Here is a 19,110-nt window from a genome sequence, read left to right on the forward strand (position 1 = left end):
GATGGGCGAGTGGACGAACAGCTGCGCGTAGGACTTGTCGGCGCCGGACCGTGGGCTCGGATGATCCACGCCCCCGGCATCGCGAACCACCCCGGAACCACGCTGACCGGCGTGTGGGCCCGCCGCCCGGAAGCGGCCGCGGAGCTCGCCGGCTCGTTCGGCGCGGAGCCGTTCGAGGACTACGCCGCCATGCTGTCCACTGTGGACGCCGTCGCGTTCTGCGTGCCGCCGGGCGTGCAGGGACCGATGGCCATCGAGGCCGCCCGCGCCGGCAAGCACCTGGTGCTGGAGAAGCCGATCGCCGAGACCGCCGAGGTCGCGGCCGAGCTGGCCGAGGCCGTCTCGGCCGCCGGCGTGGCGTCCCTGGTCGTGCTGACCCGCCGCTACGCCCCGGAGACCAAGGAGATGCTGGCCCAGCTCCACCGCACCGGCGGCTGGACCGGAGCCGACAGCCGCTGGATCTCCGGCGCCCTGCTCGACGGCCCGTTCTCGAACTCCCCGTGGCGCCACGACAAGGGCGCGCTCGACGACGTGGGCCCGCACGCGTTCGACCTGCTGGACGCGGCCCTCGGCGAGATCACCGACGTGCTCGCGGCGAACGTGACCGAGACCGGCCTGTGGCAGCTGATCCTGCGGCACGAGGGCGGCGCCACCAGCACCGTCTCGCTGTGCCTGTCGCTGCCGGTGCAGCCGGGGTTCGCGGACCTCACCGTCTTCGGCGAGCACGGCCACCGCACGCTGTCCAACCGGGACACGCCCGCGCCGGAGTGCTTCACGAACCTGCTCGACGACTTCGTGGCGATGGTGCACAGCGGCACCACCACGCACGAGTGCGACGTGCGGCGGGGGCTGCACCTGCAGCGGATCATCGACCTGGCGCGCCGGAAGGCCGGTGCCTGAGCTCCGCCCTCCGAAAATTGTCAGGGGTGCCCGCTAGCGTCCCCGACATGGACCTCACCGCCACCACAGCCGCTCTCGCCGGCGCCGCCGCCGAGGTGGCGCGCCTGCTGCCGGCCCGCGTGCTCGACCCGGTGCTCGCCGGGCTGCGCCTGAAGGCCGGCACGGACGTGGAGGTGGCGGGCAGCGACCAGGAGCACGGTGTGCGCCTGTCGGTGAACGCCACGGTCCACACCGAGGGCGAGGTGCTCGTGCCGGCGAAACCGCTGGCGGCGACCCTCCAGGCGCTGGACGACCCGCAGGTGAGGCTGAAGGTCGAGGGGCAGCGGCTGGCCATCCGCACACCGACGTCGAGGTTCGCGCTCCCGTTGCTCGACCTCGCGCACCACCCCGGCGTCCCGGCGCTGCCCGCGTTGCAGGGGCACGTCGCCGCCGAGAGGCTGAAGGCGATCGCGGCGGTGGCGGGCGCGGCGAGCAAGGACGACGCCCTGCCGATCTTCACCGGCATCCGGATCCAGTCGGACGCCGACAGGCTGCACGTCATGGCGACCGATCGCTACCGCATGGCGTACGCCACGTTCGCGTGGGAACAACAAGGTCAACTCGACCTGTTGGTACCTGCGAAGGCCCTCGTGGAAGCGGCCCGGCAGGCCGAAGGCCCCGTCGCCCTCCACGCGAACGAGGACCGCATCGGCCTGGCGTGGGGCACCAATTCGATCTCGACCGCGCTCCTGGCCGCTCCGTTCCCGGACGACCGGGCGCGCCGACTCCTGGAGGCAGTCATCGACAGCACGGTGCTCGTGGACGCGGACGCGTTGGCCCGCGCCGTCCGCAGAGCCACGCCCTACGGCGGCCCGCACCAGGCCGTGACCATCCAGGTCGAGGACTCGGAGATCCGGGTCAAGGGCAGCGACCCGCAGCAGGGCGAGTCGGAGGAGTTCGTGAAGGCCACGGTCGACGGCGACCGGCTGACCAAGACGTTCCAGGCCCGCTACCTCGCGGACGCGCTGAAGGCGTTCGCGGGCCGCCGGATCGAGCTGAAGATCCAGGGCGGCCTGCGCTCCACGGTGCTGACGTCGACCCCGGGCGAGGACGGCGTCGAGCTCACCTACCTCGTGGTGCCGATGCGTTCGGTGGCCTGACAGACGAAAAAGGCCGGCCCTGTTCGGGCCGGCCTTCCGTCAGCGAGAGGCGAGTTCCATCTCGGAACGCGCGGGCACCTCGGCGGGCACGCCGCGCTGCACGGTCCCGCGCAGCAGCCACACCGCCAGAGCGATCAGCAGCCCGGCCACACCGGCCGCGACGAACGCGGGCCGCGTGCCGAAGTGCTCGATCAGCTGCCCGGAGATGCCCTGGCCGATGGCGAGGCCGACGGTCACCGAGGTGATCACCCAGCCGAACGCCTCCGCGGCCATGCCGTTCGGCGTGACCTGCTCGATCGCCGCGGAGTGCGCGGTCGACTGCGGCGTGATCAGCGTGCCGACCAGGAACAGCGCGATCGCGAGCCCGACCAGCGTGGCCGGGACGGCCAGCAGGAACGAGAGCAGACCGAAGCCGCCGAGCAGCACCGGCAGCCGCAGGTGCATGGGCCGCGGCCACGGGCGCATGCCGTAGAGCACGCCGAAGATCACCGAGCTGATCGACCACAGCGACAGCATCAGACCACCCATCGAGGCCTGGCCCGCCGCCTTCGCGAACGCGGGCACGGCCACCTCGACGAAGCCGATCGTCACACCGAAACCGAGCGCGGCGAGCGCCACCGTGCGCATGCCGGGATACGCGAACGCGCCGAGCAACGGCCGCGGCGCCTGCTCAACAGGACCCCAAGCACGCACGACGGGGTTGAACGCGAACCACAGCGCGCCCACGACCATCAGCACAGCACCGACGACCACACCGGTGCCCGCCCACGGCGCGGCCAGCAGCAGACCGGCAAGACCCGGCCCGAGGATGAAGAAGACCTCCATGCTGATGGCCTCGTAGGCGTACCCGGCCATCCGAGTGGGCCCGGCGGGAACCATCCGCTCCCACAGCGCACGCGACGCCGAACCCACCATCGGCTCCGTGGCACCGACGCCGAGAGCCAGCGGGACCAGCGCGAACACAGGTGCACCCGCCTCGACACCGAGTACGGACACGGTGACGAAGAGGGCGAACAGCCCGGTCACGAACAGCAGCGGGCGAGTGGGACCGAAGCGGTCCATCAACCGCCCCTGGACGACCGACCCGAGAGCCACACCCACCAGCGCCGCCGCCGAGACCATGCCGGCGGCCGCGAACGATCCCGTCGCGCGCTCCACGTAGAGCAGCAGCGAGAGCCCGACCATCGCGATGGGCAGGCGGGCGAGCAGAGACGCGACCACGGGACCACGCATGCCGGGAGTCGTCAGGGCAGCACGGTAGTCGGACAGACGAGCGGAGTGGGACATGTGTACCAGTATGCCAAAGTTGGTACGCGAGTACCAGATCAGGTGCGCGGAGTCACCACGGTTGCGATTGGGTCACAGGAATGGGATGACCGGGTGAAACATGCAACGAATCGGCCACACACGAGGTCCTTGAGGGTGAAAGGGCTTGAGCGGTCGGGGTGCCGACGTGCGAAAGTTGACTCATCGATCGAGACCAACCTCTGGCTTGAGGGTCGGGGCCTACGCGCCAGAGGGATGGAAAGCACGGTTCGTCGGGGGATGGGCCGTGCAACACAAAGGACCGGTGCGCCACGTCGGGGGTGGCGCCCGGTCCTTTTTGTTTTGGTCGCGGCAGTGTTTTGGCCGCGGCTGCGCCGCGGCGGCTCGTTCGCCGAGTAGCTGGTCGTCCGCCCGCCGCTTCGTCGTGATTGGGCTTCGCCGAATCACGGCGAAGAGGCGAACGGATGACCAGCGCGAACTCGCGGCATCTGGCGAGCTGGCCCTTCGCGACCGCCGCCGTGGGGCTCAACCCCGCCGAGTCTGCTGTCCTGCAGGTGCTGCGGCCTCGCGGCACCTGCGAATTCTGCTGTCTCGCGGTGCTCGTCAGCTCCGCTGCCTCGCGGCACCTGCGGCCCTTGGCGCGTCGCGGCACCCGCCAGTTCGGCTGCCTGGCGGCACCCGCAAGCTCTACGGCCTCGCGGCAGTCGTCAGTTCGGCTGTCTCGAGGCAACCGCGGACCCTGGTGCCTCGCGGGACTCGCGAGCCCTGCTGCCTCGCAGCGCTCGCCAGTTCCACTGGCTCGCGGCGCCTGCAAGGCCTGCCGCCTCGCAGCGCCCGCAAGCCCTGCCGCCTCGCGGTACCCGCCAGCTCCGCTGTCTCGCGATACCCGCGGACCCCGCTGTCTCGCGGTACTCGCGAGCCTTGCCGCCTCGCGGTACCCGCAGCTCCGCTGCCTCGCGGCACCTGCGAACCCCGCCACCTCGCGAAACCCCGCGAAGCCCACCGCCCTCTGTCCCGCCGAGCCACCGACCCGCGCTGCCTCGGCAGCCGAACCCCGCGACCCCGCGGAAACCAAAAGCAGCGGAGCCCCGTCGGCCGACGGGGCTCCGCTGCAGGTGAAGCTTCGTGCTCCGACCCCTAGCGGGCACGGCGCGCCAGGCGCTCCGGGTCCAGGATCAGGACGCTCTTGCCCTCGAGGCGCAGCCAGCCGCGGTGCGCGAAGTCGGCCAGGGCCTTGTTCACGGTCTCGCGGGACGCGCCGACGAACTGGGCGATCTCCTCCTGCGTCAGGTCGTGCGTGACGCGGAGCAGGCCGGCCTCCTGCGAGCCGAAGCGCTGTGCGAGCTGCAGCAGCGCCTTGGCGACTCGGCCCGGCACGTCCGTGAAGATCAGGTCGGCCAGCATCGAGTTCGTCCGGCGCAGCCTGCGGGCCAGGGCCCTCAGCAGCTGCTCGGCGATCTCCGGCCGGTTGGTGATCCACTGGCGGAGCGCGGGGCGGTCCATGGACACCGCGCGCACCTCGGTCACCGTCGTCGCGGTCGACGTGCGGGGGCCGGGATCGAAAATGGACAGTTCGCCGAACATGTCCGAGGGTCCGAAGATCCCCAGCAGGTTCTCGCGGCCGTCCGGCGACTTGCGGCCGATCTTCACCTTGCCGGACTGGATGATGTACAGGCGGTCGCCCGGCTCACCCTCCGCGAAGATCACGTGGCCACGCGGGAACTCCACCGTCTCCAGGGTCGTCGCCAGCGCCTCTGCGGCCGCCGGGTCCACCCCCTGGAAGATGCCCGCTCGCGCCAGGGTCTCGTCCACCTCGTCCCTCCTAATCGACGCGACGGCACGCCTACCACCATCTTTGGTGGAGTCAGCGCCGTGCCGCCGATCACTGCGTTGCAGTCTAAGGGCTCTCTTGTGGATCGCCGCTCGGCTCGCCGTCTTGGTAGGAACAACGCGACTGGCTCGATCCAGAGCCCAACGAACCAGTCTACGCCATTCGGGTGCCTGTCAACGCCGCGGACCTACCGCACGCGCTTGCGCGGACCACCCCTGCCGCGGCGACGGAGGCGGAACATGTCGAGTGCGCGACCGATGCCGTGTCCGTAGAGCGCCTTGACCTCTTCGGGCCTGGCGGACTCCAGGAACTCCTCGACCTCGTTCTCCTGCACGGCAACGTGCCGGAGCTTCGCTTCGACGCGCTCCATGAAGAGCGCGAAGAACATGATCACGATCGGAACGACGATCACAAGCCAGGCAGTCATGATGCTCCGAAGTGTGGCGCATGAGGGATTCGAGTGCGGATCTAGGGGTCGGTTCCGGCGTGTTGACTACTCTGGATCAGTGCCCGCAACGAAGAAGCCGGAAACCAAGCTGGGCCTGACGCGCAGGGCCCGCCGGATGGTGCGCGTGCTGGCCGAGGGCTACCCCGACGCGCACTGCGAGCTGGACTTCACGACGCCGCTCGAGCTGCTCGTGGCGGTCGTGCTGTCCGCGCAGTGCACCGACAAGAAGGTCAACGAGGTCACTCCCGCCCTTTTCGCGAAGTACCCGACGGCCGCCGACTACGCCGGCGCCGACCGGACCGAGCTCGAGGAGATGATCCGCCCGACCGGCTTCTACCGGAACAAGGCGACATCCCTGCTGGGACTCGGCGCTGCTCTGGTGGAGCAGTACGACGGCGTCGTCCCCGGCACTCTCGAAGAGCTGGTCAAGCTCCCCGGTGTAGGACGCAAGACGGCCAACGTGGTTCTCGGCAACGCGTTCGATGTGCCCGGCATCACAGTCGACACCCACTTCGGTCGTCTCGTCCGCCGCTGGGGCTGGACCGAGCTGGAGGACGCGGTCAAGGTCGAGCACGCCATCGGCGAGCTGATCGAGAAGCGCGACTGGACGATGGCGTCGCACTGGATCATCTTCCACGGACGCCGCGTCTGCCACGCCAAAACGCCTGCCTGCGGCGCCTGCCTGCTGATGAAGGACTGCCCGTCGTACGGCCTCGGGCCCGAGGACCCGGACAAGGCGGCCAAGCTCGTCAAGGGCGAGGAGAAGCCCCACCTGATCGAGCTCGCCGAGCGGGTGCGGGCCGGTGAGAAGCTAGGAGCGTGAACAACCGCACGCGCTGGCTCGTCGTGGTGCTCGTCCTCGGGCTCGCGGGGGTCGTGGCGCTGTGGCCCCGTGACGACTCGCCGGCGCCGCTGCCCACGCCCTCCCGCCAGACCCAGGACGTGGCCGCGTTGCGCGCGCAGGCCCAGCTCCGGCCGTGCGAACCCTCGGGCGAGGGCGGTGTCGACGTGACGTGCCTCGGTGACGGCACCCGGACGGCCCTCGCGCTCAAGGGCCCGCTCCTGATCAACTTCTGGGCGACCTGGTGCCAGCCGTGCCAGGAGGAGCTGCCCGTGCTGGACGCCTACTCGAAGCAACCAGGTGCCGTGCCCGTCGTCCCAGTTCTTGTGGACAGCAGGGAGGCGGACGGGCTGGAGCTGCTCGCCCGGCTCGGCGTGCGGCTGCCGTCCGTGCACGACGGCGCCGACGAGCTGCGCAAGAAGGTCAAGGCGCCGAAGTCGCTCCCCGCCACGTATTACGTATCAGCGGACGGTCAGGTCCGGCAGATCACCGATCCGCCGTACTTCACCGCTCCGGACCAGGTGGAGAAGGCGGTTCGATGACGGAGGCGGCAGAGCCACCCGACTGGATGCAGCGCCTGGCGAAGGCCACCGAGGAGATCGACGGGCGAACGTTCATGCGGGACCCGCGCACTCCGACGAGGGCCTACCGCAAGGCGGCCGTGCTCATGCTGTTCGGCGAGTCCGAGGAGCACGGGCCGGACATCCTGCTGCTGCGCCGGTCGGACACGCTGGGCTCGCATCCGGGCCAGGTCGCGTTCCCCGGCGGCGCACAGGACGAAACGGACGAAGGGCCGGTCGCCACGGCATTACGCGAGGCTTACGAGGAGACCGGTGTACTTGAGTCAGGAGTGAGACCACTGGCGACGCTGCCGGAGCTGTACGTGCCGGTGTCGGGGTTCGTGGTCACGCCCGTGCTCGCCTACTGGGAACAGCCGAGCCCCGTCGCACCGGTCGACCCGGCGGAGACCGCCGCCGTCGCGCGGGTGCCCGTGGCGCACCTCGCGGACCCCGCCAACCGGTTCCGCGTGCGCCACCCCGCGGGTTACGTCGGAGCGGCCTTCTCCGCGCCGGGCATGCTGGTGTGGGGCTTCACCGCGGGGTTGATCAACGGCCTGATCGCACTCGGCGGCTGGGAGCAGCCGTGGGATGCGACCGATGTGCGTGACCTTGAACTAGCGTTGCGCGCTACACAGTGAGGCGGAGGTTTCGGGTTGAACTGGGTTGACCTGCTCGTGCTGGGCCTCGCCGCGATCGCCGCGGTGTCCGGGGCCAGGCAGGGCATGGTCGTCGCGCTCCCCGCGTTCGTCGGTGTGCTCGTCGGCCTGATCCTGGGCACGCAGATCGCGCCGTTGCTGGTGTCCCAGTTCGAGAACGTCGTCACCAAGGTCGTGTTCGCGGTCGGCATCGTCGTGCTGCTCGTGGCGCTGGGCGAGACCATCGGCGTCTACATCGGCAGGACGATCAAGGCGCGGGTCAACGCGTCGCCGTTGCGCGGCGCGGACAACGCCCTGGGCGCCATCGTGCAGGGCCTGGTCGTCTTCGTCGTGGCGTGGATGATCGCGCTGCCGCTGACCTCGGTCGTCGGTCTGCCCGACCTCACGTCGTCGCTCAAGCAGTCGGTGATCCTCGGCAAGGTCGACCAGACCATGCCGCAGGCCGCCCGCGTGCTGTCCGGCGACCTGCAGAAGCTCTTCGACGTCTCGGGCTTCCCACAGGCGATGGACCCGTTCAACCGCACGCCGCTCAAGGACGTCGAGCCGCCGAACAGCCAGCTCGCCGACTCCCCGGTCGCGAAACGGCTCCAGGCGAGCGTGCTCAAGGTCCGCGGCCGTGCGCCGTCGTGCTCCCGTGCGCTCGAAGGCACCGGGTTCGTCATCGCGCCCGAGCGGGTCATGACGAACGCGCACGTCGTCGCCGGCACGAACGAGGTGACGGTCGAGGTCGGCCGCGGCCAGTTCGACGCGACGGTCGTCTCCTACGACCCGCGCACCGACATCGCCGTGCTCGCGGTGCCGGACCTGGAGGCCACGCCGCTGCAGTTCCGCAGCGATGAGGTGCAGCCGGGCGAGGACGGCATCGTGCTCGGCTACCCGCTCGACGGCCCGTACAAGTCGTCGCCGGCCCGTGTCCGCGAGCGGATCCCGCTGCTGCGCGGCCCGGACATCTACGACGCCCAGACGGTCACGCGCGACGTCTACACGGTTCGCGCCGAGGTCCGCTCCGGCAACTCGGGCGGCCCGCTGGTCGACCCGAACGGCCGGGTGATGGGCGTGGTCTTCGGCGCCGCGGTCGACGACCCGGAGACGGGCTTCGTGCTCACGGCCCAGCAGGTGCAGTCGATGGTGCAGAAGGCGCCGTCGCTGACCCGCCGGGCCTCCACCCAGGGCTGCGCGTCGTAGCGGCGATGCCGTTGAGCACGTAGTCCAGGCCCGTGTCGAACCACGCGGCGGCGTTCGTGTGCTCGGCCTCGAACATGACCTTGGCGAGCCTCGGGAAGCGCCCGGTGGCGAGCACCTTGCGCATGTACGGCCCGGACGCGGCCTGCCACTGCTCCTCGGTCATGCCGCTGGCCTGCTCCTCGCGGGCCTCGGCGATCTCGTTGCGGACGGCGCCGTGCACGTACGCCATCACCGTCCCGACCGCGCCGAGCACGTGGTCGATGGTCGGGAACTCCGGCCTGCCGTCGAGCGTGGCCAGCGTCGCCTCGATGTGCGTCAGCGAGTTCGGGCCCCGGTGCGGCCTGCCGCCGAGGAGGTCGACCAACCACGGGTGCCGCTTGGCCGCCGCACGGATGCCGTGGGCGATCCGCGTCAGGGCCGCCCGCCAGTCGGTGCCGGGCTCGGGCAGCGTGATCTCGCCGTAGACCTCGTCGACCATCAGGTCGAGCAGTTCGTCCTTGGTCTCGACGTAGCCGTAGAGGCGCATCGGACCGGCGCCCAGGGCGGCGGCGACCTTGCGGATCGACACCTCGTCGAGCCCGCCCTCGTCGGCGAGCCTGATCGCGGCTCCCACGATCAGGTCCCTGCTCAACGGGGTCGGTGACGGCTTGCTGGGCGGCTCTGGGCGGTCCCACACGGGTTCGTTCGACATCGGACTGGACAATACAGCGTCTCATCGCGATACAGTGTATCGAGTGATACGACGTATCGGGAGGATGCGATGAGGACTTCGGTGTTGGTGGTCGGTGGGGGACTGGCGGGCACGTCGGCCGCGCTGTTCCTGGCGTGGCGCGGGGTGGACGTGGTGCTGGTGGAGAAGCATCCGGGCAGCTCACCGCACCCGCGGGCGGTCGGGTTCAACGCTCGGGTGGGCGAGTTGCTGCGGGCGGTGGGCCTGGAGGACGAGCTGCCGAAGAGCCGCATGGCCAAGGGCTTCGGCGTGCGCCGCGTGCGGGCGGAGAGCCTGGTCGGCAAGAAGTACGACGAGACGTTCTGGACGCCGCCGGCGCAGCTCTCGGACATCGAGTACTCACCGGCCACGGGCGTCGGCGTCGCGCAGGACCGGATGGAACCGATCCTGCGCGACAAGGCCCGTGAGCTGGGCGCGGACATCCGCATGAGCACCCGGATGCTGGAGTTCTCCCAGGACTCCGACGGCGTCACGGCGGTCGTGCAGGGCGACGGCGAGCCGTACGAGATCCGCGCCGACTACCTGGTCGCGGCCGACGGCCACCGCAGCCCGGTGCGCGAGCAGCTCGGCATCACCCGCACCGGCCGCGGTTACATGCACACCTCCCGCAGCGTGCTGTTCCGCGCGCCGCTGCAGGAGTACCTGAAGGACGGCATCGGCCAGTTCGTGATCGACGACGTCGGCTTCCTGACCACCTACGGCGACGGCCGCTGGGTCCTCATGCTCGACGAGCAGGAGTACACCGAGCCCGAGCTGCGGCAGAAGATCTTCCAGGCCATCGGCCGCGACGACGTGGACGTCGAGATCATCACGACGGGGCGCTGGACGATCAGCGCGAGTGTCGCCGACCGGTTCTCCGACGGGCGGATCTTCCTCGCGGGCGACTCCGCGCACACGCTGCCGCCGAGCCGCGGCGGGTTCGGCGCGAACGTCGGCATCGAGGACGCGCACAACCTCGCCTGGAAGCTGGCCGCGGTCCTCAAGGGAGAGTCGCGACCGTCCCTCCTGGACACCTACGACGAGGAACGGCGTCCGGTCGCCACCCTGTGCCACCAGCAGATCTTCGCGCGCAACGACGGCCACAACCGCGACGGCGAGCCCGACGACGCGGAGTTGTTCGACAACAACGCCATGCACTTCGGCGTCCTCTACCGCTCGGCCGCCGTGATCGGTGCGGGTCCCGAGCTCCCGCCCGCCCAGCTCCCCGAGCGGTGGAACGGCCAGCCGGGCACGCGTGCCCCGCACGTGTGGATCGAACCGGGGAAGTCCACCTTGGACCTGTTCCAACGCGGCTGGGTGCTCGTCGCCGACCACCCGCAGTGGGAGGAGGCCACGGCGGGCCTCGCCGTGCGGTACGAACGGGTCGAGCGGCTGGAGGCCTTCGGGCTGTCCGCGAAGGGCGCGTCGCTGGTCAGGCCGGACGGCTACGTGGCATGGCGGTCGGCCGACCTGCCGGACGACCCGGCCGGTGCCCTGCGGGCCGCGTTCAGCTCTGCTTCTGCAGGAACTCCGTGATCAGCCTGCTCGTGGTGTGGGACGCCTCCTGGTTGGGGAAGTGCCCCACCTCGGGCAGGTAGCGGAACTCCGAGGAGGGCCCGAGCCACGGCAGCGAGTCGCGCGCCGCCGACTCCGGCACGACCGGGTCCAGCGCGCCGTGGATCTGCAGGACCGGCACCTGCACCTGCTTGTCGACGGCCTCCGCGAACCGGCGGCCGTCGCTGCGCAGCTGCGAGCGCACCGCCCAGCGGTAGTACTCCAGCGCGCTGTGGGCGACGCCCGGCACCGTCATGGCCTGTCGGCAGCGGCGGATGACCTCGTCGAACTCGGGCGCCGAGCGCCACTTCGGCCCCGACCACGCCGACAGCAGCTTGGCGACCTGCAGGCCGTTCTCGGCGGTCAGCCAGCGTTCGGGGTGGAGGGGAAGCTGGAAGCGCAGCACGTGGGAGTTCCGTCGCGGATGCCGGCGGAACCCCCGGCGCGTCACCAGCGGGTGCGGTGCGGACAGCACGGAGACCGACGACACCACGCGGGGGTGCAGCGCTGCGACCGTCCACGCGATGGAGCCGCCCCACGCGTGACCCACCAGGTGCGCGCGTTGAGCGCCGAGCGCCTTGACCAGTCCCGCGATGTCACCCGCGAGGGTGAAACCGTCGTAACCGCGCGGGGGTTTGTCCGAGTCGCCGTAGCCGCGCAGGTCGACCGCCACCGCGCGGTAGCCGGCCTCGGCCAGCGCGGTCAACTGGTGCCGCCACGACCACCAGAACTCGGGGAAGCCGTGCAGCAGCAGCACGAGCGGGCCGTCGCCGAGTTCGGCGACGTGCAGGCGGATGCCGTTGGCCGAGACGTCGCGGTGCGTCCAGGGACCCGCGACCCGCACCACCGACGGGTCGGGTTTGCGGCTCAGTTGTCGTCGCCCCTGCGCGTGAGGGCCGCGACCGTGTCCTTCGCGGCCGCGATCGACTTCTCGGGCGCCCTGATCTTCTTGACCTTGCGGTAGCCGAGGAAGGCGAACACGACGGCCGTCAGCAGCATCACGGCGAAGACGAGGCCGAAGCCCGCCCAGTAGCCCCAGCCGAACCACTCGGCGAAGCCGAAACCGAGCGCCATGAACAGGAAGAACAGGCTGAAGCACAGGATCGTCAGGGCGACGATGAAGAAGACGCTGCCCTTGACGCCCTTCTTGATCTCCTTGGTGATCTCGCCCTTGGCGAGCTCGACCTCTGCTCTGACGAGGGTCGACACGTGCGCGGTCGCGTCGCGGACGAGGCCGCCGATCGAGGCCTCGGCGGTGGGGTCGTCTGCGGTCAGCGGAATCGACGCGATGTGCTCCCTGGTGGTCACCCGGACATCGTGCCATGTGCCCGGCTGCGGCGAATGAGCAACACCGCGGCGAGCAGCGACGCGATCATCGAGGCGAACAACACAGCGGCCTTCGCGGTCTCCGGGGTTTCGAGCGACAGGTCCGCGATCAGCAGGCTGACGGTGAACCCGACGCCCCCGAGCGTCGCCACCGCCACGATGTCGCGCGGCCCCGCCCCGGACGGCCAGACCGCCGCCTTGAACCACACCGCGAGGGCCGAGGCCCCCACGATCCCGATCACCTTGCCGACCACGAGCCCGACCATCACGCCGATCGCGATCTTGTCGTCGAACAGCTTCCCGATCGCCTCGGCGCCCACCGGCACACCCGCCGCGAACAGCGCGAACAGCGGCACCGCCACGCCGGCGGACCACGGCTGCAACCGGTGCTCGAGCCGCACCGCCGGCGCCTCGGCCTCGTACGGGTCGCGCCTCACCCGCGTCAGCAACGCGAGCGCGACCCCCGCGATCGTGGCGTGGATGCCCGACTCGTGCATGAACCACCAGGTCGCCAGCGCGATCGGCACGTAGATCCACGGACTGGTCACCCGCTTGTGCTGCAGGAACCAGTACAGCGCCAGCAGCAGCACGACCGCACCCGCCGCGAGCAGGTTGAACTTCGCCGTGAACAGCACGGCGATCACGACGATCGCCCCCAGGTCGTCCACCACGGCCAACGACAGCAGGAACACCCGCAGGCTCGACGGCAGCCCGGACGCCGTCAGCGCCAGCACGCCCAGCGCGAACGCGATGTCCGTCGCGACGGGGATCGCCCAGGCCTTCTCGATCCCCGGCTGCCCCCAGCCGATGCCCAGCGCGATCAGCGCGGGCACGATCATCCCGCCGATCGCCGCCACGATCGGCAGCACCGCGGCCTTGAAGTTCGAGAGCTCACCGACGACGAGCTCGCGCTTGAGCTCCAGCCCGGCGACGAAGAAGAAGATCGCGAGCAGCCCGTCCTTGGCCCAGTCGCCGACGCTCAACGGGCCGAGGTGCAGGTCCCGCAGCGCGAAGTAGGCGGGGGAGAGCGGCGAGTTGGCCCACAGCAGTGCGACGGCCGTGGCGCCGAGCAGCACGGTGCCACCGACGGTCTCGGTGCGGAGGTAACGGGCGAAGTCGGCGATCTTGCGAGTCACGGGGCTCCCAGGGCGGTCAGCAGGTACGACGAATACTCGTGCCGACCAGACTTCCCGGCTCACCCTGACGCAACCTTAACGCGAACGGGCGCCCTCGCGTGAGGGCGCCCGTCACGTTTCAAGTGCGGAAATCAGTCCTCCGACTTGCCCGACTGCAGGCCGGCGGAGATCAGGTCCATCACCGACGAGTCGGCCAGCGTCGTCACGTCGCCGACCGTGCGGTTCTCGGCCACGTCGCGCAGCAGGCGGCGCATGATCTTGCCCGAGCGCGTCTTCGGCAGCTCCGGCACGACCATGATCTGCCGCGGCTTCGCGATCGGGCCGATCTCCTTGGCCACGTGGTCGCGCAGCGCCTTGATCGCGTCCGCGCCGCCGGCGTCCGCACCCGCGCCACCGCGCAGGATCACGAACGCCACGATGCCCTGACCGGTCGTCTCGTCGGACGCGCCGACGACAGCCGCCTCGGCCACGGTCGGGTGCGACACGAGCGCCGACTCGACCTCGGTGGTCGAGATGCGGTGCCCGGACACGTTCATCACGTCGTCGACGCGGCCGAGCAGCCAGATGTCGCCGTCGTTGTCGTACTTCGCGCCGTCACCGGCGAAGTAGAAGCCCTGCTCGCCGAAGCGCGACCAGTACGTGTCGCGGTAGCGCTCCTCGTCGCCCCAGATGCCGCGCAGCATCGACGGCCACGGCTCGTCCAGCACCAGGTAGCCACCGCCGCCGTGCGGGACCTCGACGCCCTCGTCGTTGACGACCTTCGCGCCGATGCCGGGCAGCGGGCGCTGCGCCGAACCGGGCTTGGTCGACACCACGCCGGGCAGCGGCGAGATCATGATCGCGCCGGTCTCGGTCTGCCACCACGTGTCGACGATCGGGGCCTTGCCGCCGCCGATGTTCTCGCGGTACCAGATCCACGCCTCGGGGTTGATCGGCTCGCCGACCGACCCCAGCACGCGCAGCGTCGAGAGGTCGTACTTGGCCGGGATGTCCGCGCCCCACTTCATGAAGGTGCGGATCAGCGTCGGCGCCGTGTAGTAGATCGAGACGCCGTACTTCTGCACGATGTCCCAGTGCCGGCCCTCGTTCGGGGTGTTCGGCGTGCCTTCGTAGACGACCTGCGTCACGCGGTTCGACAGCGGGCCGTAGACGATGTAGCTGTGGCCGGTGACCCAGCCGATGTCCGCGGTGCACCAGTACACGTCGGTGTCCGGCTTGAGGTCGAACACGTTGAAGTGCGTGTACGACGCCTGCGTGAGGTAGCCGCCGGACGTGTGCAGGATGCCCTTCGGCTTCCCCGTGGTGCCCGAGGTGTAGAGGATGAAGAGCGGGTGCTCCGAGTCGAACGCCTCGGGGGTGTGCTGGTCGGACTGCGAGTCCACCAGCTCGTGCCACCACACGTCCTTGTCGGTCCACGCGACCTCGGTGTCGGTGCGCTTGACGACGATGACCTTCTCCACCGACGGCGCGCCGGCGACGGCCTCGTCCACGGCGGGCTTGAGCGGAGCCGGGTTGCCGCGGCGGTACTGGCCGTCGGTCGTGATCACGACGCGGGCCTCGGAGTCCTGGATGCGGGTGCGCAGCGCCTCGGCGGAGAAGCCGCCGAACACGACGTTGTGCAGCGCGCCGACGCGGGCGCAGGCCAGCATCGAGAAGATCGCCTCGGGGATCATCGGCATGTAGATCGCGACGCGGTCCTCGGCGCCGATCCCCAGCGACGTCAGCGCGTTCGCGGCCTTGGAGACCTCGCGCTGCAGCTCGGCGTAGGTGATGGCGCGGCTGTCGCCGGGCTCGCCCTCCCAGTGGATGGCGACCTGCTCGCCGTGGCCCGACTCGACGTGGCGGTCCACGCAGTTGTAGGCGACGTTGAGCTTGCCGCCGACGAACCACTTGGCGAAGGGCGCGTCCGACCAGTCGAGGACCTGGTCCCACTTGGTCTCCCAGTGCAGCCGTTCCGCCTGCTTCGCCCAGAACGCCTCGCGGTCGGCCTTCGCCTCCTCGTACAGCGCGGGCTGTGCGTTCGCCTGTGCCGCGAACTCGTCGGAAGGCGGGAACGTCCTGCTCTCCGTGAGCAGGTTGTCCAGGGCGTTGCCCTGGCCTGGCGACTGCGTCATGGTGCGAGACCTCCTGGAAAGTCCAGACCGGTTGGGGATGCGGGTACTGACCGTAGTGCGAGCCAGTTCACTTCCAACAGGTTCCTCCCCAAAAAGGTTCAGACCAATCTGGGGAGGTCGGTTACACGGCTGTCATTGTGTAACCCGTTTTGTCTGGTCCAGGCACGTGTGGCGCGTTGAACGGGCGCAGTTGCGCGCTCAACGGTCCGGCCAGTGAGCTGGGTCACGGGTTTCACCTGGTCAGGTACTCTGCGCGACCGTGACCGATCCTCTCGCTCCGCTGCTTTCCTTGCCTGGCGTGGCCGACGCCGCGAACGCCGCCAAGGACGCCGTCTTCCAGGTGCACCGCCATCGGGTGAACCTGCGCGGCTGGGCCACGACGGCGGCGGAGGCGTCCGTCCGCGCGGCCCGCGCGTCGGCGGCCCTGGAGGGCGGTCCGACCGAGATCCCGGAGTCCGGCGAGGTCTCCGACCCGGTGCTCGCCGGGTCGTTGCGCATCGCCGAGGCACTGGGTGGACTGGTCGCCACCTGGCAGCGCGCGCCGTTGCAGGCCCTCGCGCGGTTGCACGTCCTCGCCGCCGCGGACCTGACGTCGGACGTCGGGCGGCCGCGTGTGTCGGAGGACGTGTCGCAGCGGCTCGACCTCCTGGGCTCGCTGGTCACCGGCGGGACGTCCGTGCCGGCGCCGATCGTCGTCGCGGTGGTGCACGGCGAGCTCTTGGGCCTCGCGCCGTTCGACGTCGCCAACGGGGTGGTCGCCCGTGCGGCCGCGCGGATGACGTCGATCTCGACCGGGCTCGACCCCAAGGGCCTCGGCGTGCCCGAGGTGGCGTGCCTGCGCCGGTCCGCCGAGTACGAGGCCGCGTCCGTGGCCTTCGCTTCCGGGACCCTCGAAGGCCTGGCCCAGTGGATCCTCTTCGTGTGCTCGTCGCTGGAGGCGGGCGCCCGCGAGGCTCGCAGCATCGCGGACGCCGCGCTCGCTAGCTGACGACCTCCGCGAGGACCTCCGCGGCCTTGACCGCGTCCTCGTCGGTGACGTAGAGCGGGGCGAAGCCGAACCGGAGGATGTCCGGCGGCCGGTGGTCGCCGATGACACCGCGCGCGATCAGTTCGTCCATCACGGCCTTGGCATCGGGGCAGCGCACCGAGATCTGGTTGCCGCGGTTCTCCGGGGTGATCACATCGAGGCTCGTGAGCTTCTCGACGTGCTCGCGGAACAACGCCGTGAGGGCGAGGCCGCGCTGCCGCAGTTCGGCGAGGTCGACGTCGTCCCACACGTCCAGTGCCGCGTCGAGCGCCAGCATCGAGAGGATGTCCGGCGTGCCGACCCGTGCGCGCACGATGCCGGGATCCGGTTCGTAGGACGGCTTCATGCCGAACGGCTCGCGGTGCCCGTTCCAGCCTGAGAGCGGGTTCTCGAACGTCGCCTGCTTGTGGTGCGGCACGTAGATGAACGCCGGCGAGCCCGGTCCGCCGTTGAGGAACTTGTAGGTGCAGCCGATCGCGAAGTCGACTTGGAGCGCGTCCAATTCGATGGGCAGCACGCCCGCGCTGTGGCAGAGGTCCCAGACCACCTGCGCGCCGACGGCGTGGGCCTGCTCGGTGAGCGCCTTCATGTCGTGCAGCTCGCCGGTCCGGTAGTCGACCTGGTTGAGCAGCACCACGGCGGTGTCCTCGGTCAGGTCCAAAGAGGACGGATGAGCGGCACGGATCTTCATGCCCGTCAACGAGGCCACGGACTGCGCGATGTACCCGTCGGTCGGGAACGTCGACTCGTCGCACACGATCTCGGTGCGGTCGCTGCCCTTCACCGCGCCCATCAACGCCTTGAAGACGTTGACCGACGTCGAATCGCCGACGACGACCTGGCCCTCAGCGGCCCCGAGCAGCCGGCCGACGCGGTCGCCGATCCGTTGCGGCGCCTCCCACCAGCCCTCGGACCACGAGCGGATCAGGCGCGTTCCCCACTGGTGCGCAACGACTTCCTGCATGCGCGCGGCGACGTGCCTCGGTGGCGCGCCGAGAGAGTTGCCGTCGAGGTAGATGACCCCTTCGGGGATGTCGAACAGCTCCCGCTTCACACGTAGCTCCTTGCGGTCCACAGCTCGGGGAACACCGCACGCTGGGTGCGCTTCTCCAGCCATGCAACACCAGCGGAGCCACCGGTGCCGACCTTCGAGCCCATCGAGCGGCGGGTCGCGAGCAAGTGGTCGTAGCGCCAGCGCGCGAACTCCTCGGCGATGTCGGTCAGCGCCTCGCCCAGCTCCAGCAGGTCGCGGTCGTCGCCGCGGTAGATGTCCGCCCACACCTGCTCGACCTCGGCCGACGGCTCGTAGGCCTGCGTCAGGTCGCGGTCGAGCACCGACTGCGGGATGCCGAAACCCCTGCGCTGCAACGCCGCCAGCACGTCGTCGTAGAGCGACGGCTCGCCGAGCGACTTCTCCAGCTGGTCGTGCATCGCGGGCACCGCGCGGTGCGGCACGAGCATCGACCGCGACTTCTCGCCGAGCAGGAACTCCATCTCGCGGTACATGCCGCTCTGGAACCCGGAGCCCTCGCCGAGCGCGTCGCGGAACGAGTTGAACTCGGTCGGCGTCATCCGCGCGATCGGCCGCCACGCGGCGGACAGCGCCTGGAGGTGCAGGTCGGACCTGCGCAGGGTGCGGACGGCGGCGCGCAGGTCGTCGGCGCGCAGCTCGGTCTGGGCCTGGCGCCACTCGAAGCACAGCAGGCCGAAGTACAGCTCCATCACCTGCGTGATGACCAGGAACGACATCTCGCGCGGATCTTTGGACCACTGCTGCTGGAGGGTGTGCAGCACCGACGCGTGCACGTAGTCCTCGTACGGCGTGGTGCCGCCGAAATCCAGCTTCGGGGAGACGGGGCAGCTCATGGTCTCAATCGTCGCCGGAACCGCTCGTCACCTGAATGGGCGATGAAAGGCGTTCGCGCCGAAGTTCTTCCAAACGCAAAACAGATCGCCGAGTAGCTTTGCGTTCATGTTGGACGAGGTGGACAAGGCCCTGTTGGAGGCGCTCCAAGAGGATGCGCGCCTGTCGTACAACGAACTCGCGCGCCGGGTTCACGTCTCGCCGCCGACGGTCGCGCAACGGGTCCGTCGACTGGAGAACATGGGCGCGATCACCGGCTATCGCGCCGTGGTCGACCCCACCGTCGTCGGACGTCCGGTCGTCGCGTTGGTGCGCATGAAGTGCTACGGCCCCAGGTGCATCACGGTGCATCCGGAACTCCTCGACGACCTCCCCGAGGTGGTCGAGGTCGTGCGGCTGACGGGGGACATCTGCTCGGTCGTGAAGGTCGTCACCACGTCGATCGTGGAGTTGGAACGCCTGCTGGTCCGGCTGGCGGCCCATGGCGAGACGTCCAGCGCAATGGTGCTGTCGACACCGATCCCGTGGCGCCCGGTGTTGCCCGGATAACATGC

Annotated in this window: 19 protein-coding genes; 9 read left to right on the forward strand and 10 right to left on the reverse strand. The window is 70.1% G+C overall.

The annotated features are described in order from the left end of the window. Positions 1-9 precede the first annotated feature (9 nt). Complete coding sequence (locus tag BMY74_RS01320; protein WP_089908107.1) at positions 10-900, forward strand: Gfo/Idh/MocA family protein; 891 nt, start codon at positions 10-12, stop codon at positions 898-900. A 47-nt stretch (positions 901-947) separates the two neighbouring features. Then, positions 948-2,039, forward strand: coding sequence for a DNA polymerase III subunit beta (gene dnaN / locus BMY74_RS01325; protein ID WP_089908110.1), 1,092 nt, complete (start codon positions 948-950; stop codon positions 2,037-2,039). Positions 2,040-2,078: 39 nt separating this feature from the next. Here the strand turns inward: dnaN and BMY74_RS01330 are convergent, their stop codons facing one another. The 3 genes from BMY74_RS01330 to BMY74_RS01340 form a co-directional block, all read right to left on the reverse strand. Next, on the reverse strand, positions 2,079-3,326 hold the full coding sequence (locus BMY74_RS01330; protein ID WP_089908113.1) for an MFS transporter: 1,248 nt from the start codon (positions 3,324-3,326) through the stop codon (positions 2,079-2,081). A 1,116-nt stretch (positions 3,327-4,442) separates the two neighbouring features. Continuing rightward, positions 4,443-5,117, reverse strand: a complete 675-nt coding sequence (locus BMY74_RS01335) for a Crp/Fnr family transcriptional regulator (RefSeq protein ID WP_030477589.1) — start codon at positions 5,115-5,117, stop codon at positions 4,443-4,445. 206 nt (positions 5,118-5,323) lie between these two features. After that, a complete protein-coding gene (locus tag BMY74_RS01340; RefSeq protein ID WP_089908116.1) occupies positions 5,324-5,563 on the reverse strand; it encodes a hypothetical protein in 240 nt (79 codons plus the stop codon). Positions 5,564-5,699: 136 nt separating this feature from the next. On the opposite strand from BMY74_RS01340, the gene nth reads away from it, so the two are divergent. The 4 genes from nth to BMY74_RS01360 are packed head-to-tail and all read left to right on the forward strand — an operon-like array spanning position 5,700 to position 8,826. Continuing rightward, positions 5,700-6,407 (forward strand): endonuclease III, encoded by a 708-nt coding sequence (nth, locus tag BMY74_RS01345; protein WP_245785904.1) that lies wholly within the window; start codon positions 5,700-5,702, stop codon positions 6,405-6,407. Continuing rightward, positions 6,404-6,967 carry a TlpA family protein disulfide reductase gene (locus BMY74_RS01350; RefSeq protein WP_089908121.1) on the forward strand — a complete coding sequence of 188 codons (564 nt, stop codon included), beginning with the start codon at positions 6,404-6,406 and terminating at the stop codon, positions 6,965-6,967. The genes nth and BMY74_RS01350 overlap by 4 nt, the downstream gene beginning before the upstream one ends. After that, complete coding sequence (locus BMY74_RS01355; protein WP_089908124.1) at positions 6,964-7,623, forward strand: NUDIX hydrolase; 660 nt, start codon at positions 6,964-6,966, stop codon at positions 7,621-7,623. The genes BMY74_RS01350 and BMY74_RS01355 overlap by 4 nt, the downstream gene beginning before the upstream one ends. A gap of 15 nt (positions 7,624-7,638) precedes the next feature. Beyond that, entirely contained in the window at positions 7,639-8,826 is a 1,188-nt protein-coding gene (locus BMY74_RS01360; protein WP_089908127.1) for a MarP family serine protease, read from the forward strand. Here the strand turns inward: BMY74_RS01360 and BMY74_RS01365 are convergent. Then, positions 8,744-9,517, reverse strand: a complete 774-nt coding sequence (locus BMY74_RS01365) for a TetR/AcrR family transcriptional regulator (RefSeq protein WP_089908130.1) — start codon at positions 9,515-9,517, stop codon at positions 8,744-8,746. The genes BMY74_RS01360 and BMY74_RS01365 overlap by 83 nt on opposite strands. 69 nt (positions 9,518-9,586) lie before the next feature. Between BMY74_RS01365 and BMY74_RS01370 the strand changes: the two genes are divergently transcribed. Beyond that, positions 9,587-11,071 (forward strand): FAD-dependent oxidoreductase, encoded by a 1,485-nt coding sequence (locus BMY74_RS01370; protein ID WP_089908133.1) that lies wholly within the window; start codon positions 9,587-9,589, stop codon positions 11,069-11,071. Here BMY74_RS01370 and BMY74_RS01375 read toward each other — a convergent pair. From BMY74_RS01375 to acs, 4 genes are all read right to left on the reverse strand, one after another. After that, entirely contained in the window at positions 11,043-11,960 is a 918-nt protein-coding gene (locus BMY74_RS01375) for an alpha/beta fold hydrolase (RefSeq protein WP_245785905.1), read from the reverse strand. The genes BMY74_RS01370 and BMY74_RS01375 overlap by 29 nt on opposite strands. Continuing rightward, on the reverse strand, positions 11,957-12,397 hold the full coding sequence (locus BMY74_RS45970; protein WP_245785825.1) for a phage holin family protein: 441 nt from the start codon (positions 12,395-12,397) through the stop codon (positions 11,957-11,959). Before BMY74_RS45970 ends, BMY74_RS01375 begins: the two co-directional genes overlap by 4 nt. Then, positions 12,394-13,551, reverse strand: a complete 1,158-nt coding sequence (gene nhaA / locus BMY74_RS01380) for a Na+/H+ antiporter NhaA (protein WP_089908137.1) — start codon at positions 13,549-13,551, stop codon at positions 12,394-12,396. The genes BMY74_RS45970 and nhaA overlap by 4 nt, the downstream gene beginning before the upstream one ends. Positions 13,552-13,682: 131 nt before the next feature. After that, on the reverse strand, positions 13,683-15,665 hold the full coding sequence (gene acs / locus BMY74_RS01385; protein WP_089908141.1) for an acetate--CoA ligase: 1,983 nt from the start codon (positions 15,663-15,665) through the stop codon (positions 13,683-13,685). Positions 15,666-15,924: 259 nt separating this feature from the next. Between acs and BMY74_RS01390 the strand changes: the two genes are divergently transcribed. Further along, positions 15,925-16,653, forward strand: coding sequence for an oxidoreductase (locus tag BMY74_RS01390; protein WP_089908142.1), 729 nt, complete (start codon positions 15,925-15,927; stop codon positions 16,651-16,653). On the opposite strand, the gene kynU is transcribed toward BMY74_RS01390, so the two are convergent. Both kynU and BMY74_RS01400 read right to left on the reverse strand, forming a co-directional pair. After that, on the reverse strand, positions 16,646-17,746 hold the full coding sequence (gene kynU / locus BMY74_RS01395; RefSeq protein WP_245785826.1) for a kynureninase: 1,101 nt from the start codon (positions 17,744-17,746) through the stop codon (positions 16,646-16,648). The two genes, BMY74_RS01390 and kynU, sit on opposite strands and share 8 nt — an antisense overlap. Beyond that, entirely contained in the window at positions 17,743-18,558 is an 816-nt protein-coding gene (locus BMY74_RS01400) for a tryptophan 2,3-dioxygenase (RefSeq protein ID WP_089908149.1), read from the reverse strand. The genes kynU and BMY74_RS01400 overlap by 4 nt, the downstream gene beginning before the upstream one ends. A gap of 106 nt (positions 18,559-18,664) precedes the next feature. On the opposite strand from BMY74_RS01400, the gene BMY74_RS01405 reads away from it, so the two are divergent. Then, on the forward strand, positions 18,665-19,105 hold the full coding sequence (locus BMY74_RS01405) for an Lrp/AsnC family transcriptional regulator (protein ID WP_211257779.1): 441 nt from the start codon (positions 18,665-18,667) through the stop codon (positions 19,103-19,105). Positions 19,106-19,110 lie beyond the last annotated feature (5 nt).

The sequence above is a fragment of the Lentzea albida genome (assembly GCF_900111005.1).
Classification (GTDB): Bacteria; Actinomycetota; Actinomycetes; order Mycobacteriales; family Pseudonocardiaceae; genus Lentzea; species Lentzea albida.

Excerpts from the sequence above, each read along its gene's own strand:
- BMY74_RS01355 (WP_089908124.1), top strand. The coding sequence starts at position 6,964 with ATGACGGAGGCGGCAGAGCCACCCGACTGGATGCAGCGCCTGGCGAAG.
- nth (WP_245785904.1), top strand. The coding sequence starts at position 5,700 with ATGGTGCGCGTGCTGGCCGAGGGCTACCCCGACGCGCACTGCGAGCTG.
- BMY74_RS01400 (WP_089908149.1), bottom strand. The coding sequence starts at position 18,558 with ATGAGCTGCCCCGTCTCCCCGAAGCTGGATTTCGGCGGCACCACGCCG.
- BMY74_RS01370 (WP_089908133.1), top strand. The coding sequence starts at position 9,587 with ATGAGGACTTCGGTGTTGGTGGTCGGTGGGGGACTGGCGGGCACGTCG.
- acs (WP_089908141.1), bottom strand. The coding sequence starts at position 15,665 with ATGACGCAGTCGCCAGGCCAGGGCAACGCCCTGGACAACCTGCTCACG.
- BMY74_RS01365 (WP_089908130.1), bottom strand. The coding sequence starts at position 9,517 with ATGTCGAACGAACCCGTGTGGGACCGCCCAGAGCCGCCCAGCAAGCCG.
- dnaN (WP_089908110.1), top strand. The coding sequence starts at position 948 with ATGGACCTCACCGCCACCACAGCCGCTCTCGCCGGCGCCGCCGCCGAG.
- BMY74_RS01330 (WP_089908113.1), bottom strand. The coding sequence starts at position 3,326 with ATGTCCCACTCCGCTCGTCTGTCCGACTACCGTGCTGCCCTGACGACT.
- BMY74_RS01405 (WP_211257779.1), top strand. The coding sequence starts at position 18,665 with ATGTTGGACGAGGTGGACAAGGCCCTGTTGGAGGCGCTCCAAGAGGAT.
- BMY74_RS01340 (WP_089908116.1), bottom strand. The coding sequence starts at position 5,563 with ATGACTGCCTGGCTTGTGATCGTCGTTCCGATCGTGATCATGTTCTTC.